The organism is Halostagnicola alkaliphila (genome assembly GCF_055379965.1).
In genome coordinates this window covers 1,700,446-1,717,487 of sequence record NZ_AP043826.1, presented here as the reverse complement: position 1 = coordinate 1,717,487, position 17,042 = coordinate 1,700,446, and the positions used below count along the sequence as shown (strand labels likewise).

The 17,042-nt window shown below is 61.1% G+C and carries 16 protein-coding genes and 1 tRNA gene; 7 read left to right on the top strand and 10 right to left on the bottom strand.

Annotated features, from left to right (window positions below; translation table 11 throughout):
* Positions 1 to 137 precede the first annotated feature (137 nt).
* Both ACZ5C7_RS13655 and ACZ5C7_RS13650 read right to left on the bottom strand, forming a co-directional pair.
* Positions 138 to 953 (bottom strand): HD domain-containing protein, encoded by an 816-nt coding sequence (locus tag ACZ5C7_RS13655; protein WP_464376847.1) that lies wholly within the window; start codon positions 951 to 953, stop codon positions 138 to 140.
* Between the two features lie 95 nt (positions 954 to 1,048).
* Positions 1,049 to 1,528, bottom strand: a complete 480-nt coding sequence (locus ACZ5C7_RS13650; RefSeq protein WP_464376846.1) for a redoxin domain-containing protein — start codon at positions 1,526 to 1,528, stop codon at positions 1,049 to 1,051.
* Positions 1,529 to 1,792: 264 nt separating this feature from the next.
* Between ACZ5C7_RS13650 and ACZ5C7_RS13645 the strand changes: the two genes are divergently transcribed.
* Positions 1,793 to 2,110, top strand: a complete 318-nt coding sequence (locus tag ACZ5C7_RS13645) for a twin-arginine translocase TatA/TatE family subunit (protein ID WP_464376845.1) — start codon at positions 1,793 to 1,795, stop codon at positions 2,108 to 2,110.
* 15 nt (positions 2,111 to 2,125) lie between these two features.
* A tRNA-Arg gene (locus ACZ5C7_RS13640) sits at positions 2,126 to 2,198 on the top strand.
* Between the two features lie 480 nt (positions 2,199 to 2,678).
* Here the strand turns inward: ACZ5C7_RS13640 and ACZ5C7_RS13635 are convergent.
* The 7 genes from ACZ5C7_RS13635 to ACZ5C7_RS13605 form a co-directional block, all read right to left on the bottom strand.
* Positions 2,679 to 3,566 (bottom strand): hypothetical protein, encoded by an 888-nt coding sequence (locus ACZ5C7_RS13635; RefSeq protein WP_464376844.1) that lies wholly within the window; start codon positions 3,564 to 3,566, stop codon positions 2,679 to 2,681.
* Positions 3,567 to 3,682: 116 nt separating this feature from the next.
* Positions 3,683 to 3,841 (bottom strand): hypothetical protein, encoded by a 159-nt coding sequence (locus ACZ5C7_RS13630; protein WP_464376843.1) that lies wholly within the window; start codon positions 3,839 to 3,841, stop codon positions 3,683 to 3,685.
* Between the two features lie 311 nt (positions 3,842 to 4,152).
* The gene (locus ACZ5C7_RS13625; RefSeq protein WP_464376842.1) at positions 4,153 to 4,542 is read right to left on the bottom strand and encodes a helix-turn-helix transcriptional regulator; all 390 of its coding nucleotides are present in this window, start codon (positions 4,540 to 4,542) and stop codon (positions 4,153 to 4,155) included.
* 192 nt (positions 4,543 to 4,734) lie between these two features.
* Entirely contained in the window at positions 4,735 to 4,965 is a 231-nt protein-coding gene (locus ACZ5C7_RS13620; RefSeq protein WP_464376841.1) for a SelT/SelW/SelH family protein, read from the bottom strand.
* Between the two features lie 77 nt (positions 4,966 to 5,042).
* On the bottom strand, positions 5,043 to 5,840 hold the full coding sequence (gene surE / locus ACZ5C7_RS13615) for a 5'/3'-nucleotidase SurE (protein ID WP_464376840.1): 798 nt from the start codon (positions 5,838 to 5,840) through the stop codon (positions 5,043 to 5,045).
* Positions 5,841 to 5,954: 114 nt separating this feature from the next.
* The gene (locus ACZ5C7_RS13610) at positions 5,955 to 7,526 is read right to left on the bottom strand and encodes a small ribosomal subunit Rsm22 family protein (RefSeq protein WP_464376839.1); all 1,572 of its coding nucleotides are present in this window, start codon (positions 7,524 to 7,526) and stop codon (positions 5,955 to 5,957) included.
* Positions 7,523 to 8,335, bottom strand: coding sequence for a prephenate dehydrogenase/arogenate dehydrogenase family protein (locus ACZ5C7_RS13605; RefSeq protein WP_464376838.1), 813 nt, complete (start codon positions 8,333 to 8,335; stop codon positions 7,523 to 7,525). The genes ACZ5C7_RS13610 and ACZ5C7_RS13605 overlap by 4 nt, the downstream gene beginning before the upstream one ends.
* 168 nt (positions 8,336 to 8,503) lie before the next feature.
* Here ACZ5C7_RS13605 and ACZ5C7_RS13600 point away from each other — a divergent pair, with 168 nt between their 5' ends.
* Complete coding sequence (locus ACZ5C7_RS13600; protein WP_464376837.1) at positions 8,504 to 8,953, top strand: universal stress protein; 450 nt, start codon at positions 8,504 to 8,506, stop codon at positions 8,951 to 8,953.
* A 158-nt stretch (positions 8,954 to 9,111) separates the two neighbouring features.
* Entirely contained in the window at positions 9,112 to 9,558 is a 447-nt protein-coding gene (locus tag ACZ5C7_RS13595) for a universal stress protein (protein WP_464376836.1), read from the top strand.
* A gap of 10 nt (positions 9,559 to 9,568) precedes the next feature.
* Here the strand turns inward: ACZ5C7_RS13595 and ACZ5C7_RS13590 are convergent, their stop codons facing one another.
* On the bottom strand, positions 9,569 to 10,003 hold the full coding sequence (locus ACZ5C7_RS13590; protein WP_464376835.1) for a universal stress protein: 435 nt from the start codon (positions 10,001 to 10,003) through the stop codon (positions 9,569 to 9,571).
* A 220-nt stretch (positions 10,004 to 10,223) separates the two neighbouring features.
* Between ACZ5C7_RS13590 and acs (ACZ5C7_RS13585) the strand changes: the two genes are divergently transcribed.
* From acs (ACZ5C7_RS13585) to acs (ACZ5C7_RS13575), 3 genes are all read left to right on the top strand, one after another.
* Positions 10,224 to 12,197, top strand: coding sequence for an acetate--CoA ligase (gene acs, locus ACZ5C7_RS13585; protein ID WP_464376834.1), 1,974 nt, complete (start codon positions 10,224 to 10,226; stop codon positions 12,195 to 12,197).
* Positions 12,198 to 12,343: 146 nt separating this feature from the next.
* Positions 12,344 to 14,719, top strand: a complete 2,376-nt coding sequence (locus tag ACZ5C7_RS13580; protein ID WP_464376833.1) for a bacterio-opsin activator domain-containing protein — start codon at positions 12,344 to 12,346, stop codon at positions 14,717 to 14,719.
* 297 nt (positions 14,720 to 15,016) lie between these two features.
* Positions 15,017 to 16,993 (top strand): acetate--CoA ligase, encoded by a 1,977-nt coding sequence (gene acs / locus ACZ5C7_RS13575; protein ID WP_464376832.1) that lies wholly within the window; start codon positions 15,017 to 15,019, stop codon positions 16,991 to 16,993.
* Positions 16,994 to 17,042 lie beyond the last annotated feature (49 nt).

The window sequence follows — 17,042 nt, the reverse complement described above, 5'->3', positions numbered from 1 at the left end:
AGTCCCAGCAAGGGTCTGTAGGTCCAAGTACACGAGTCCGCAGGCCCCAGCATTCTGTTTTTGCCCGCTATTCGGGATGGTATCACGACGTCTCGGGGACATTGGAGACGTTCGCCGAAAAATGAGAGAGCAGGGATTTACAGTTCGATCCGTTCGACGAGTTGTTCGTGGTTTTCGTTCGTGTTGACCGCGACGATGCGAATGTGGTCTTCGAGTCCGGACCCGCGGAGTTTGGCTTTCAGGAGGTTGTCAACCTGGTAGACGCCGGCGGCGTTCGTCATCGCGATTTCGACCATGACCGGCCGACTATCGCCCTCGTGTAACGAGACGCGCTTGATCGCCTGACTCGAGAGCGTGTTGATCCCGCGCCCACCTTGTTCGTAGGGGATCCTCGAGCGCCCGCGTTCCATGTCGAGGGCGTCCGCGACGCGGATGATTCCGCCCTCGGTCGTCAGCGGCGTTTCGGCGGTGTGGTGACAGATGATCGCGTGGAGAATCTCGCCTTTCATACGAACGCTGTCGGCGACGTCGTAAAACTCGGGAAGCACCCGATCGAGTATGTCCGCCGCGAGCGGGATCGAGTAATAGGCGTGTTGGTCTCGGTGAACGACGTGACCGACGTCGTGGAGCGTCGCGGCGAGGGTGATGATCACCGATTCGTCCGCTTCGTCGAGACCTTGCTGGCGCGCGCCGTTGAAATCGACATCGCCGGCTTTGAGCAGATCGTACAGACAGAGTGCCCGGTTGCGAACGATCTCGATGTGTTTCGCACCGTGGTCGTTGTATCGCTTCCTGTCGACCGCGTTGACGTTCTGGGCCTCGAGGTAGGTCTGAATTTCTTCGTCCGATTTGATAAACTCGAGAACTGCGTTGCACTTCTCGTCAGGAAAATTGTGATCCCTGTCGGGGGTGTAGACGCGGCGAGGGTCCTCAGCAGGTGAAGATTCGCTCATACACTGTGGTCGGCTGCGGAGTAAAAAAGCCCTCCGACGGTTCGAACGCTACTGAAAGTCGAGATCGAACGGTCTCGGGCGGCTGACCGCGTCGATCAGGAGGCGTCAGCGACCGCGTCTTCGACTTCGGCGTACTCCGGCTCGACGCCCGGATCGTCGGTAACCCACGAGTAGGTGATTTCGCCGTCACTGTTGACCACGAAGACGGAGCGTTTGGCGACGCCGTAGACGCCGAGATCCTCGAAGTCCATGCGGATGTCGTAGTCGTCGATGATCTCCTTTTCGAAGTCGCTGATCAGGCCGAACGAGAGGTCGTTCTGATCGCGGAACTCGTTGAGCGAGAACGGGGAGTCGACGCTGACTCCGTAGACCGTCGCATCGACGTCCTCGAACGCCGAGAGACGGTCCTGGAACGTACACATCTCGGCCGTACAGACGCCGGTGAACGCGCCGGGGAAGAACGCGAGGACGACCGGTGCGTCGTTCTCGAGAGCGTCCGAGAGCGTGATGGAGTCGATGTCGCCGTTGGCGAGCGGTGCTGTAAAGTCTGGTGCAGTGTCACCGGTTTCTGGCATCACCGGAGTTTAGACCGTGAAGGGAAAGACAGTTTCGTTCCCCAGACAGTCTCGATTCGGAGAACGAGCTCGGCCCCGCTGTCTTTTCCGCGAGGCACAGCCGGTGAGATTGCACAATCGTACCGCTTTGCTCGACACTATCTTAAAGGAGACCCGAGGCGTCGTACCCCGACACTGTCTTCTGAACCGCTAATTCAGCCGTTTTTTGCCTAGCTGCGTCGTCCAAAAAGGTTATAATTGCCAGCGGATAAGCCACGCATAGAGATGGCAATCGAAATTGCACCGCTGTTTGCTCCCATTCCAGGGGGGACGGAACTATTAGTGATCCTTTTCATCGCGATTTTGCTCTTCGGAGCAAACAAGATTCCAAAGCTGGCTCGATCGACGGGCGAGGCGATGGGTGAATTCCAGAAAGGGCGTGAAAAGGTCGAAACTGAACTCGAGGAAATGCGCGAAACGGGTACCTACGACGATATCGAAGACGAGGACGAGGACTCGGAATTCGTCGACACCGAACCCGTGACGTCCGAAGACGAGACGGACGCCGAGGTCGAAACCGACACGGAAACCGAGGCGAACTAACGCTTTTTTCGAGTAGGGCGTGTGGCCTAGCGGAGAGGGCAGGAGGTTCCTAACCTTCTGATCGTGGGTTCGAATCCCGCCACGCCCGTCCGCGACGAACGGACGTGAAGAGCGGACGGGAACGGGATTCGAATCAGGGAGGAGCTTTGCTCCGACCGTGGTTCGAATCCCGCCACGCCCGTTGTGGTCGCGAACGAATGTGAGTGACCGCAAGGGGCCCGGAATTCCTGAACGACGGAACGAGCGAGCAATAGCGAGCGAAGTTCAGGTGGTTCGAATCCCGCCATGCCGGTTCGCTCGCCACTCTGTGGCTCGGCTGCACAGGCGTGGCGGGATTCTTGCACCCCCCAGTCGCACACAGCGAACGAAGTGAGCGAGTACGTCTGAGTTCGGTTCGAATCCCACAGTATCGCTGTTCCAGGTGGACGCTCAGTAGTTACATCGCTAACTGAGAGGGCACAGACGCCGATTAACTCGAGAAATCGATCCAGAACCCAACACGGTGTCGCCGTGTGATGGTGCCGTAAACGGGAGACGAACCGCAATCATCGCCCTGGTTCGAACGCGCTTACTGCCCGTCCTCGAGGACTGCGAGTAGCGCGTCTCCGTTACCTGCTTCGGCCTCGAGCTCGGCCGATTCGCCCAGAGCGCGCTCGGTGTATGCCCGTCGAGCCGCCGGGTCGCGAACGACTTCGGCCTGCAGGGATTCGACGGTCTCGACGTCCGTTTTCGCCTTCCGTTTGAGCCACATCGTCAGATAATCGAAGAAGACGTCTTCGTCGTTTCTGGTCGCGGGGGTTTCCTGCAGTGCCTGTTTCGACCACTCTTCGACTTGCATGACGATCGCCTTTCGGTGGGCCCAGGGAAGCTCGACGAGTCGATCGGTATCGACACCGACGAACGATTCCGTTGCCCCGATTGCGTGAACGGCCGACGCGGGGCGGCCGTCGGTTTCGGCTCCCGTCTCGGTACTCGCCGATTCGGTGACGAGGACGTCGATCGACTCCCACCGTCGTAACGGAATCTCTCCGTCGCGTTCCGATCGGTACAGGGAGTACCCGAACAGTGAGAGGAGCAGGGAAATGAAGATCGTCGGCAGCGCAACGATCAATCCGACGATGATCGCCATGGCACCGTGGGGTCCGCGCGGTTTGTACCGAAACGAACGGGAGGTATACGCGGCGGTATCGACGATAGCGGAGAGTCGTCCCTCCGCCGTGCGGACACCATCACTCGTCTCGACAGCAGTGAGTTCGGATCGAACGCTACTCGGCGGCGCTCGCTCGCTCCCTTCGGTGCCCTCGAGTTCGCCCGCTTCGGAACGATTTTCGAGACGATCCTCGATCCTCCGATGAACGGACTCCAGATCGGCGTTTTCGTACTCGCGCGTTCTGGTCGTCGGTGCGTTTTCGAGTTCCGTTCGAGTGTACTCGAGACGCCCCGTTCGATCGTTCATAGCTGTATCGAGAGAACTCTCGTGCATAAGCGTGTTCAGTTACCTCCTTCGAGCGGGCTCGGACGATAGTGGGGCGGTCGACTCGAGCGGGCCACAAACTATGGCGGGGCGTTCGATCACTCCTCGAGGAGACTAAATTCCGTCCCGCCACAGTGACAGCCCTGCGGAGATCCAATCGCATAAACGGTGCCGTTCGGGCGTTTGCGAACGGCGTGGAACGCGCCACAGTGGGTACAGACGCCGATGGCCTTCGTGGATGCTGATCGTCGTGACATATCCGAGCGCTCGAAACGATAGTCCATGTAAGTGCGCTATCGTTTACCGTTCCCGAAAGTATCGTTCGATTCAAATTCACGTTAAATTGATAGTCACGGCGATTGCGTGCGTTGCAATTGGCGTCGGTTTCGTATTGCAGAATCGCTGTTTCCGGGTGAATCGATAGCTCTCCGCGATATTTGTGTAAATACGATACGGCTCGTCAGCAGCCAACTCAAATGCTCGGTTAGATGATCGAGACGGCGATTCAGTGTCTGCGTGTCAATGCCCTTTCGTATGCACCGTGGTATACAGCCCAATTCGGCCCCAGTTATTCGTTCAAGTGAGATCGGTACCCTTTGGGTTCGAATCCGCGACGGCAGATGACGCGTTTGCGTCCGACGCTCAGCGCGCTGACCTCGTCCTCGTTTTCCATTCCGTCGATGACCTCCATCAGGTGTTCCTGTGTCCACCCGGTTTCCTCGAGAACGGTGTTTTCGTCGACGCGCCCACCGCGTTTGACGAGCATTCTGAGAACTTTGTCTTCGTCGGGGAGTTCCTGTTCGTCGACTCCGTACTCGACTTGCTCGGCGTAGCTCAACGTTTCGTCGGCGTTCTCGGACGGCGTTCGCTCCCCTTCCGCTGACGAATCCTCTGTCGTCCGCGTGTCGGATTCGCTCCAGAGAGACGACAGTCGAGTCCAGAGTGTGTTAAATCCCATGCGTATTACCCTCCACGGAGATAATCGTCTGTTGGACGTACTTCTACCTTGGTTTTGTGTTTTTCGGGTATCATATGTGTGTTCTCTTACCAATGAATGGTCTCACCTACGGTGACGGTCACGACGGCGAAAGCCGCCGGCCTTGCGACGTGCAAGGTGACTACGTGGTCGTCGTTACCGACAGGTCAGTCGTCACAACTGTGTGCGAACGTCTCGCACAACCTCATCTACGTCGAAGCCGTCTTCCGTTTTGTCGGAGACGACTTCGCCGTTACAGCGAACGACGAAGATCCCGTCGGCACCCGTCTTCAGCGTGACCGCCTCGAGTCGCTCGCCGAAGGTCGTCAAGAGCGTGCGCTGGATATCCATCGCGCGAGAGAGGTGTCCACACGGGACGCAGTATTCGATTTCGACCGTTGCCATGGCTAATCGTTTGCGACCCTGCTACAAATCTTACTGGGTCTGGTCCCACTGTCAGCGACTCGTAAAATATCAGGAAATTATGAAATATGGCTACGGTAGCCTTCGACGAGCCCCTCGAGCGTTTCGTGGTGGTTCGTCGTGTGTGGCGCTGTCAGCGGAGAGATGCTGATACGCCCGTTGACGACGGCATTTCGATCGGTTCCAGCCGGATCGGATATTGTCTCGGGAGTCATATCCTCCCAGACGCGGTCGTGAAGTCGGATCGAATCTCCGTTGAAGGAAGCGTCCATTTCGTAGCGTTTCGACGGGCGAGTGATCTCGATGTCCGCTGGCCGTCCGTCCGGAAGCGGGACGTTCACGTTGAGATAGGCGGCGTGCTCGAAGACTCCCGCCCCGAGTGCGTTTTCAGCGAGATATGTCGTGATTCGCGTGGCCTCCCCGAACGATCGAGCTTCGACCTCGATTTCGTCGAACGGACGATCCGGGGTGGTCGGGACGTACAACGAAGTTGCGATCGCGGGGACATCGAAGAACGCCGCTTCGACGGCAGCACTGATGGTTCCCGACCGTCCGAGGACGTATTCGCCGAGGTTTGCTCCTCGATTACAGCCCGAGACGACGAGATCCGGTTTCGGGCCGAGCTCTGCGAGCCCGGCAACCACGCAGTCGGAGGGGGTTCCCTCGACCGCGTAGCCGAGTTCGTGTTCGGTCACGTCGACTTCGTGGGAGATGGATCGACCGACCGCGCTCTGGTCAGATGCGGGTGCGACGACGGTGACGTTGGCTATCCCCGACAGCGCGCTGTAAAGCGCTCGAATGCCCGGGCTATCGATCCCGTCGTCGTTCGTTACCAGGATCTCGAGGGAATCGCTCATATCGATTCGCTCGAAGGGGATACCGAAAAGCCCACCGTTTGGGCCCTCGAGACCCGCCGACGAGTTGGACGAAACAAATAGGTCAATATCGAGATGGCAACCGAGGTGGGAGATTCAGACGAGTCGGTCGACGATGGTCTCTTCGTCCACGACGAGATTGTACGCGCCTTCGTCGTCGTTCCAGAGCGCGAGCGCGCCGTCGAACGAGCAGAGTTCGCCGTACTCGGCCTCGCACAATGCGCGATTCATCGCGGTCTCTCTGGTCAAGACGGCGTAGTGGTCGACGCGTTCGCTCCCGTCGCTGATCTTGAACAGCGGGTTGCTCGAGCTCGGTCCGTCGTCGTCGTCACTCAGCGAGTGGCTCAGCTTCGCTGCGACGAGATCGATTCGGTTCGGAACGTGGCGATCCGTTTCGGCCATCTTCGCCCACGAACTCGAGTCGAGCGAGAGATCGATTCGCCGCTTGCCGTCCCGCCGGAAGATCGAGTACGAAAACTGTACGTCGACGTTGACGAACTCGCCCGGCGAGTACGCCTCGTCGGTTTCGTCGGCGGCGTCCTCGAGGCGTCGCTGAAACGACGGCACCTCGAGATCCGGGCGGACGTCGAACGACCACCCGCGATCGGTCGGTCGCTTGCCTTCCCAGAGTCTGGCGCTCGGACTGTAGACGGTGATGGTGTCCGAGTCGGAGTCTGGATCGGAGTCCGAAGCGGAATCCATTCCGGCACCTGAACCCTCCTCGGACGACCACTCGAGCGTGTTCCCGGCACCGACCGAGTTGTCTTCGACCGTCCGCTCGAGTTCGCGAAGCTGAATGCTGGTCTGTTTGTCAGCCGGTGCGATCGCCGCTAACGCGCCGTCAGGTGCGATCAATTCCAGCGCGGATCGGAGAACCGTCTCCGGATCCTCGAGTTCGCTCAGCACGTTCGCCGCGAGAACGAGGTCGAAGCCGTCGTCCGGTCGAGTCGGATCGAACGTGTCGCTACTCGCGGCCGCCGGATCGAAGCGTTCGATCGTCGTTCGGTGAACCGTCGTGTGAACGTTTCGACCGGTCTCTTCGAGCAGTTCGTCGAGAACGGCGGCCGCGTCGCTCGGTTCGACGGCGTGGTACTCGAGCAACGCGTCCTCGGGAAGGTAATCCGCGAGTCCGAGCGCGGGGCCGCCGACTCCGGCACCGATGTCGAGCACGCGGAGATTCCGACCGAGTAACCCGCGATCGGCCAGCTCCTCGAGCGTATACTGCGTCGCGGCGTAGTACCCGGGAAGGTGGTAAATCGCGTAGCCAGCCGCGACGTCTTCGTCGTACTCGACGGGAGCACCCTCGAGGTACTGGGCTTTGAACCGGCGGATCGTCGACCGGAGCAGGTCGCCAGAGGCACCGTCGGCCCAGTTCGGCCCGTAGCGATCCGCAAGGTGGTCCTCGACGCGTTGTTCGTACGGTTCGGGGAATCGAGTAACCGGTTCACGACGAGGTGGGATCGGATCGTCTTCGACCGGCACGAAGGTGCCGTCGTCTCGCTCGAGCAACTCGAGGTCGGCCGCCTGCTCGCGGAGGTCCTGTCGAACGACGGCGGGATGTGGCGCGCCGTCGATGTACTCGCAGATCTCCTCCGGATCGATCGGTCTGACGTTCCGGAGATACTTGGCGTTCGATCGGACGGCTTCGACTCGTTCGGTTACGTTCACTCGAGGTCACCTCGGTTGTCGTCGTTGTGACCCGAATCGGTCGGGCCAGTGCTGGTCGCGTTTGCTCGGTCGCCCTCGTGCCACCGCTCGGCCGCGCTCTCGTACAACCGTTCGAACTCCTCGCCTTCCGCCTCGGCGATGGTCGCCGCGGCGTCGGCCACGGCCTCAGCGCCGCCGAAGGTCCGTTGAATCTCTCCGTACACGTGTGGCGTGCCGTCCGTCACCGTTTTGGCGAGGTCTCGGAGTCCGTCGTAAACGGGCGTTTCGAATCCCTCTGGGACCGACTGCGCGGCCAGGGCGAACGAGAGGATCGCCGCGTGGGTCGAGGCCTGAATCGTTTCCATCGCCTCGTCGTGTTCGTCCACCGTCGTCTCGAGGAGGTCGTTTCCGGCGGCGACCAGATCCTCAAGTACCGCCGCCGTAACCGGCCCCTGTTCTTCGCGAACGACCGCGACCGTCCCCGGTGCCCGCTCGGGTGCGAACAGCGGGTGGAGACTGACGCGTTCGAGATCGGCCGCGTGGGCGTTCATCGCCTCGAGGGGGTCTTCCATCACGCCCGAGACGTCGAGTATCGCCCGCTCCGATCGGGGGGCGTGTTCCGCGATCGCGTCGGCGACGTGATCCATCGGCACGGCGAGACAGACTGCGTCGTAGCCTCCCTCGGCCTCGAGGTCAGCGACGCGACCGTCCGTCGCCTCGGCGGCCTTCGCCGCGGCGTCGGGGTCGACATCGGTGTACGCGACCCTGGCGTCGACGGCACTGCCGAACCAGGTCCCCATCGATCCCGCGCCGACGATCAGTACGTCCATCGGACACCTCTATCCGCCGACGTTGCAAAAACGGTTCGATCGACGGACTCGCAGTCGCGGTGTCGTTCGTTTGGGTAGCCCCGTCGCGTACCAGCCATCATCGAACTTCCGTCCCGGAACTGGTGATCGACGCGTGGTTCTTTTAACACGCGGGCCATCTCTCCGGGCATGTACGACTCGATTCTCGTTGCCACCGACGGAAGCGACGACGCGTCGGCCGCCGTGACGGACGCGGTTTCGCTCGCTCGAGCGCTCGATATCCCGCTCCACGGCGTCGCGGTCGTCGAAACACGGACAGCCTACGACAGCGGGCTCGTCGATCCCAACGAGGTCGAACAGCGGCTTCGAGAGCACGCCCGCGATTCGCTCGAGACGCTCGAGCAGGCGGCCGCCGATGCGGGGGTTTCGGTTACCACGTCGGTTCGAACCGGGCCGCCTCACGAGGAAATCCTCGCGTACGCCGACGAACGCGAGATCGGACTGATCGTCGTCGGATCCCACGGGCGCTCGTCGTTCCGACGGGCGCTGCTCGGGAGCACGGTGGATGCTGTCGTCCGGCTTTCGGAGCGGCCCGTCCTCGTGGTCGACGATGACGGGACTCGGACCGAACCCAATTAGCGCCGGATACAGATGGTAGATCGAACCCAATTAGCGGCCCCCGGTTGCCCTCGAAGCGAACGGGAAAAGCGGAGCGAGAGTGGTGGGGGCGGTCCAACCGTCGAAGCTGGGGTGTTCGAGGGCGAAGGTTTACTGTCACCGTCGTGAGTTACTGCTGTATGTCACTACTCGTTCCGTACGACGGATCGGAACTGGCGACCAGCGCGCTCGAGAAGGCGACGGAGTTCAGCGAGCTACTGGACGAGGAACTCGTCGTCCTGACGGTGATTCCGGACGACGAAGACTACGCTCGAGAACGGGGTTGGATAACCAGAGGAGAGCCGTTCGACCCCGAGGCTATCGCGAACGGAATTTGCGACCGGGCGAACGCGGTCGCACCTGGAGCGACGTTCCGAACGGAACGAGTGGATTCGGACGAACCGACCGCAACGGCGACGACGGACGTGGTTCGTGAGATCCGCCTGGTCGCCGGAGAAATCGAAGCGTCGGTCGTCTTCATCGGGTCGGAGAACGCAGGGTCGGTGATCGCACCGCTCTCGAGCGTCGGCAGTCCCGTCGCGAACGATCAGCGCTACGACGTGTACGTCGTTCGCCACGCGAACTGACGAAATCCGTTCACCTGACGATCGTTACTGGAACGGGGGCGCGACGGACGATTCGCTCCGCGACGCTCCCGAGCAGAATTCGACTCATCCCCTCGCGGCCGTGGCTGCCGACGACGATGAGGTCGAAATTACCCTCCTCCGCGACGGTCGCAACCGTGTTTGCGGGGTCGCCGGTCCTCGATTCGGTCGAGAGGACGACCCCGTACTCGTCGGCGAGACGTTGGGCGTCGTCGAACAGCGACTCGACGCGCTCTTCTTGCTGTCGTTTCGTGGCCTGCGTTTCGACCGTCGGTGCGCCTGTCATCGAGGTGTAACTGCTCTGGTCCGCGGGATCGACCACGTGCAAGGCGGTTATCGTCGCGTCCGGATGATTCCGACAGGCGTGTTCGAGCGCTGCTCGAGCGGGATCGGAGCTGTCAAGCGCGACGAGAACGGCGTTTGCCATGGGAATAAATCACACTGGAGGACACTAAACAGTATCTCCTGTACCCGCCAACGGGTCGACTCGAGGGTGTTGGCGACCGTCGTCGATTTGGCGGCACATTTTCTCTTTGTTGTTGAGACTGTCACTCGTTTGATATTCGATCCGAGTGACCGAAACCGGCAAGACAGGGAGAGATCGACAGAACGTTTATTCGTCTCACTTCCGTCGATTGAGATAAGACATGGCCGATCCGAACGGGTGGGACCGGAACGTCGCTGCACCCACCGGAACACCACGTAGCCCTCCGGAATCCTTCGTTTCACAGGCAAACGTCTCGGACCCAGACGTGTACGGGGAGTTCGAAGCGAACTGGCCGGCATGCTGGGAGCGAGCCGCGGAATTGCTTGAGTGGGACGAGACGTACGACACGGTTCTCGAGGACGGGGACCCACCGTTCTATCGGTGGTTCGACGGCGGCCGGCTCAACGCCTCGTACAACTGTCTCGATCGACACGTCGAGTCGGGACGCAAGAACCACGTCGCGATTCGCTGGGAAGGAAAACACGGCGAGACGCGGACCTACACCTATCGGGATCTCTACGTCGAGGTCAACGAGTGTGCCGCCGCGTTGCGCTCGCTCGGCGTCGAGGAGGACGACGTTGTCACGATCTATCTCCCGATGATCCCGGAGTTGCCGATCGCGATGTTGGCATGTGCTCGAATCGGCGCGCCGCACTCGGTCGTCTTCGCCGGACTGTCGGCCGACGCGCTGTCGACCCGGATGGACGCGGCGAGTTCGGAGTTTTTGATCACCTGCGACGGCTACTATCGCCGGGGCGACGCGTTCAACCAGAAGAGCAAGGCCGACAACGCAGTTATCGGCCTCGATCAGGACGTCGAGACGGTCGTCGTCGATCGACTCGGGGACGACCTCCCGCACGTACTGGGCGAAAACGAACGCGACTATCACGATCTGCTCGAGGACTTTTACGGCGAAACGGTCGAGCCAGTCTCCCGCGATGCCGAAGATATGCTGTTCGTGATGTACACCTCGGGAACGACGGGCGAACCGAAAGGCGTCGTCCACACCACGGGCGGCTACCTCACGAACGTCGCCTGGACGAGCCACGCGGTGTTAGACATCAAACCCGAGGACACCTACTGGTGTGCGGCGGACATCGGCTGGATTACGGGTCACTCCTACATCGTCTACGGCCCGCTCGCGCTCGGGACGACGACGGTGATGTACGAGGGATCACCCGATTACCCCGACCGCGACCGGCTCTGGGAGATCGTCGACAGAAACGCGGTCGACGTCTTCTACACGGCGCCGACGGCGATCCGCGCGTTCATGAAGTGGGGCGAGGAGTATCCGAATCGTCACGACCTCTCCTCGTTGCGCCTGCTCGGGAGCGTGGGCGAGCCAATTAGCCCCCGGCCGTGGGAGTGGTATCACGAACACGTCGGAAACGGGGAATGTTCGATCGTCGACACCTGGTGGCAGACCGAAACGGGCGGGATCGCCGTCTCGACGCTGCCGGGAATTTCCGAGATGAAGCCCGGAGCGGCGGGACCCGCGCTGCCGGGGATCGATGCGCGCGTCGTCGATGCGAGCGGCGACCCCGTCGACCCCGGTGAGGCGGGCTATCTGACACTCTCTCAGCCGTGGCCGGGAATGGTTAGAACGCTGTACGACGGGCCAGAGCAGTTCGTCGACGAGTACTGGCGGCGGTTTTCCGAACCCGATGACGACGAGTGGGTGTACTTCAGCGGCGACGCTGCTCGAGTCGACGAGGACGGGTATATCACGGTCCTCGGTCGCGTCGACGACGTCATCAACCTCTCGGGCCACCGGCTGAGTACGATGGAAATCGAGGGGGCGATCGCGGATACGGAAGGCGTCGCCGAAGCAGCGGTCGTCGGGCGCACGGCGGATTCGAACGACACGGAGATCTACGCGTACGTGAGCACGGAGCGCCACGTCGACGACGAAGCGGACGTTCGTACCCGAATCGAATCCAGTATCGAAGCCGCGATCGGATCGCTCGCACTCCCCGAAGAGATCGTCTTTACGCCCGAACTACCCAAGACCCGCTCGGGAAAAATCCTCCGCCGGCTCCTCGAGGACGTGGCAAACGGCGAGGAACTGGGCGACACCAGTGCGCTTCGAAACCCCGAGATCGTCGGCGAAATTCAGTCCGCCTCTCGAGAGTAACGGAGGGGACGTGACTCTAGGAGTGTTTCGCACTGTTTGGTTTTGCGAAACTATAATCCTAACATCTGTTCTGCTATTCCTCGAAACCCGTCCTGGGGCCACAGATACCAATAGAACTATGTTCGATCTCGTAGAAAACGCGAAATATGGCTCTCTCGGGGACCGAATCAACGACGCTCGCGCGAAGCGAGTACGAGAGCCTTCTCGAGGCCGCCAAAACGTATCGTGAAGCCCTCGTCGTCAGGCTCTGCGGAGAGGCAGGCCTCCGACCTGCGGAACTCGCCCGACTCTCGAGTGACGATATCGATCGAGTCGATACCGATCCGTCCCGGTACGTGATTCGGGTCCCCGAAGCGACGAGCGGCGAAAAGGCGAATCGCGGTGAGACCGAAATCGGTCCCGCGAGGTCTGCCTACCTCCCGACCGATGTCCAACGCGATCTCGAGCGGTACGTCCGGAGCAACGACCTCGCCGACTCCGAACGGATCTTTTCGGTCACGCCGAGGCGGCTCCAGATGCTCGTCTCCGACGTTGCAGACCGCGCGAGCGAACGCGCGAACGATTCGTCTCTCTCGTCCGTTTCCTCGAGCGATCTGCGTCACTATTTTGCCCGGTCGGCGCTGGTTCGCGACGATGTCAACCCGCGGGTGGTTAAGGCCGCCGGCGGCTGGCAGAGCTTCGAAGCCCTCGAACCGTACCTTTCCGAGCCGACGGACGAAGAACTCGTGGCTGCGTTCGAGCCGGCCGAAAACGAGGGCAGATCCGATCGGAACTCGACAGGCGTCGGCGACGACGGCATCGTCAGATCGTTGCTCGCCGCCACCGATCGGTGTGCTCTGGTCCGACTCGACGCCGATGGCTACGTCGAGCGGTGGAACCGAAGCGCCGTTTCGACGTTTGGCTTTCACGCCAACGAGATCGTCGGCACGCACGTCTCGGCGTTTTACGCGGATGGTGAAGGCGACGCCGATGCGCTCGATCGCAAGCTCGCCGAGGCGACGACGGATTCTCCCCACGAGGACGACAGTTGGTTCGTCCACCGGGACGGGAGCCGGTTCCGTGCGACCGAACTCGTCGTTGCCCTGCGCGACGAAACGGGTACTCGAAACGGCTTTGCGCTCTTCGTCCACGACATCTCGAGCTACCACGACCGACTCGAGTCCGAACGGGCAAGAAGCGACCGGGTCGAGCGGGTAAACGAAGTCACGAACCGATTTCGGGCAGTCACGAACCGGCTTCTCGAGGCGTCCGCACACGACGAGGTCGAATCCGTTTGCTGTCAGGCGCTCGTCGACGGACCGGCGTACGAATTCGCCTGGATCGACCGAACCACGAGAACGGCTGGACAACGGGAGTGGCGGACCTCGAGCGGTATCGACCCCGAAGCGGCTAGCCGGTTGCTTCCGGACGAGTGGGAAAGCGGTACCGACCGGATTCACGCCGAGCGCTTTCGTACTGCGTCGGAATCGGCCGATGACGATACCGTCCGTTCCGACGAAGCCGACGCACCGTCCGCCGAGGGTACTGAGATCGCCGATGGTGATTGGCAGTCTAGCGACAGTGGGGAATCCGACGCAGATAGTGCTACTTCGGCCGATTATTCGAACGAGGAGTCCGCCGATTCGAGGCAGGCTGTGGTAACCGACGTCGCCGGAACGCTCGAGGAGGAATACTTCGAGGGGACGCTCGTACGTGTCTCCCTGTCCTACGGCGATACCGTCTACGGAACGCTTTCGGTCGTGACCGGACGCGAAAAGGGGTTCGAGGCGGACGAACTCGCCTGGTTCGAGACGATCGGTCGGCAGGTCGGATACGCGATTGCCGCCGTCCGCCGTCGCGACCTCCTGTTGTCAGATACGGTCGTCGAACTCGAGTTCGTCTGTCGCGACGAGCAATCATTTTTCGTCGATGCGTCGTCCCAGCTCGGCTGTCGATTCGAGATCGATTCGTTCGTTCCGGTTTCGGAGTCGACGCAACTGTACTACGTGACACTTCAGGACGGATCCCCGAAGTCAGTTTTCGAACTCGCCGAATCCGATCCCGGTATCGACGACTGTCGTCTGATCGAGACCTACGAAGACGGCTGGCGCGTCGAGTTCATCGTCGAGGGATCCTCGCCCACCCTGACGCTCACCGAGTACGGCGTGACCGTTCTCGAGACCGTCGTCGACAACGGAACGGCAACCATCGCCGCCGAGTGTGCGGGAGCGGCCGACGTGCGGACGATCGTCGACGGATTGGGGTCCGCGTTTCCGGAGTCGGAACTCGTCGGGAAGCGCGAAGCCGAACGAACCGTCCAGACCGCCCACGAGTTCCGCGAAGGACTCGAGGACCGACTCACGGACCGACAGGAATCTGCGCTTAGAGCCGCGTACTTCGGCGGGTACTACGACTGGCCTCGGGAAAGCACCGCCGAGGAGGTCGCCGACGCAATGGGCGTTTCCTCGCCGACCTTGCACAACCACCTGCGAAAGGGACAACACGAACTACTCAGGACGTTTTTCGACGCGCCACGGGAATAGCGATCGGAGAAACGGCGTTCGCCGATCGTGAATTCGTTTTCAGTGAACGTCGACGGCTGCCGTGCTAAGTATCTAGACTCGTGGCACTCTCCTCGAACAGACGCTAAGGGCTCCCCGACGCTATCTGACGGTTTTTTGCTCTCGCTTCGCCCGGATGCTGAACGCGACGGCTATCCGCACCATTATTGTTCCGTGAGGCGTTAGAAATTAATGAAATATAATGATATTCTAGCGAGACGAGTTTACACAGCTAGATACTCCGTTTAGTACCCTGGTACATCATTGATTGGGTGTACCATGACAGACGAGAACGCCGATCTCGAGGTGCGACTCGAAGAACAGGAATCCTTCGAGCCACCGGAATCGTTCGTCGAACAGGCGAACGTGGCAGACGAGGGGATCTACGAGGAATTCGAGGAGAACTGGCCGGAGTGTTGGGAACGAGCCGCCGACCTTCTGGACTGGAACGAGGAGTACGACACGGTTCTCGAGGACGACGACGCCCCCTTCTACGAGTGGTTCACGAACGGCGAACTGAACGCCTCCGAAAACTGTCTGGACCGTCACGTCGAGGACGGACGCGCTGAGAGCGTCGCCATCGAGTGGGAGGGCGAACTCGGCGAAACGCGCACGTACACGTACGAAGAACTACTCGAGGAAGTAGACGAGTTCGCTTCGACGCTCCGTGATCTCGGCGTCGAAGCGGACGACATCGTCACGCTGTACATGCCGATGATTCCGGAGCTGCCGATCGCGATGTTGGCATGCGCCCGAATCGGCGCGCCGCACTCGGTCGTCTTCGCCGGGTTCTCGGCCGACGCGCTGGCCACGCGGATGAATTCCGCGGACAGCGAGTACCTCGTCACCTGCGACGGCTACTACCGCCGCGGGGACGCGCTCGATCACATCGAGAAGGCCAACGAGGGGCTCGAGGGAGTCGACCACGAGGTCTCCGACGTCGTCGTGGTCGATCGACTCGGCGACGAACTCGAGCACTCGCTCGCAGACAACCAACACGATTACGACGAACTGGTCGAAGCCCACGCTGGAGAGTCCGTCGAGCCGGTTTCTCGAGACGCGGAAGACATGCTGTTCCTGATGTACACCTCGGGAACGACGGGCCAGCCGAAAGGCGTCAAACACACCACGGGCGGCTATCTCTCCTACGCCGCCTGGACGAGCCACGCGGTACTGGACATCGAACCCGAGGACACCTACTGGTGTGCGGCGGACATCGGTTGGATTACGGGCCACTCCTACATCGTCTACGGCCCGCTCGCGCTCGGGACGACCTCGGTGATGTACGAAGGTACCCCCGACTACCCGGAGAAGGATCGGATGTGGGAACTCGTCGAAAAGAACGACGTCGACATCTTCTACACCGCTCCGACGGCGATTCGGGCGTTCATGAAGTGGGGTACCGACTATCCCGAGAAGCACGACCTCTCCTCGCTCCGATTGCTCGGGACGGTCGGCGAACCGATCAATCCGCGCGCGTGGAAGTGGTACTACAAACACATCGGTAACGAGGAGTGTCCGATCGTCGACACCTGGTGGCAGACCGAAACCGGTGGCATGATGATCACGACGCTACCGGGTGTCGGGACGATGAAGCCCGGTTCTGCCGGCCCGCCGCTTCCGGGAATCGACGGGCGAATCGTCGACGCGGAAGGGGACGAAGTGGGGCCAGGAAACGCGGGCTATCTCACCGTTAACCAGCCGTGGCCGGGCATGCTCCGGACCCTCTATCAGAACGACAAGCGGTTCCTCGAGGAGTACTGGGAAGAGTACTCGGACCCCGACGGGGACGAGTGGGTCTACTTCCCCGAAGACGGCGCGAAGATCGACGACGACGGCTACATCACCGTTCTCGGCCGTGTCGACGACGTGATCAACGTCTCGGGCCACCGCCTGGGAACGATGGAGATCGAAAGCGCGATCGTCGGCGTCGAAGGGATCGCCGAGGCCGCCGTCGTCGGCGGCGACCACGAGGTCAAAGGTGAAGCCGTCTACGTCTACGCGATCACGGAAGACGGATACGAAGAGGGCGACGAACTCGAGGAACGCGTCGTCGAAGGAGTGCTCGAATCGATCGGCCCGATCGCGAAACCGGAGGAGGTCGTCTTCACGCCGGAACTACCGAAAACGCGCTCGGGCAAAATCATGCGACGACTGTTAGAAGACATCGCGAGCGGAAACGAACTGGGGAACACGTCGACGCTTCGTAATCCGGAGATTGTCGACGAAATCGCATCGGCCGGACGAGACGACTAGAATCGTCTTCGATTCTTTGGAGATACCGTACCAAAGAGAACACAACACG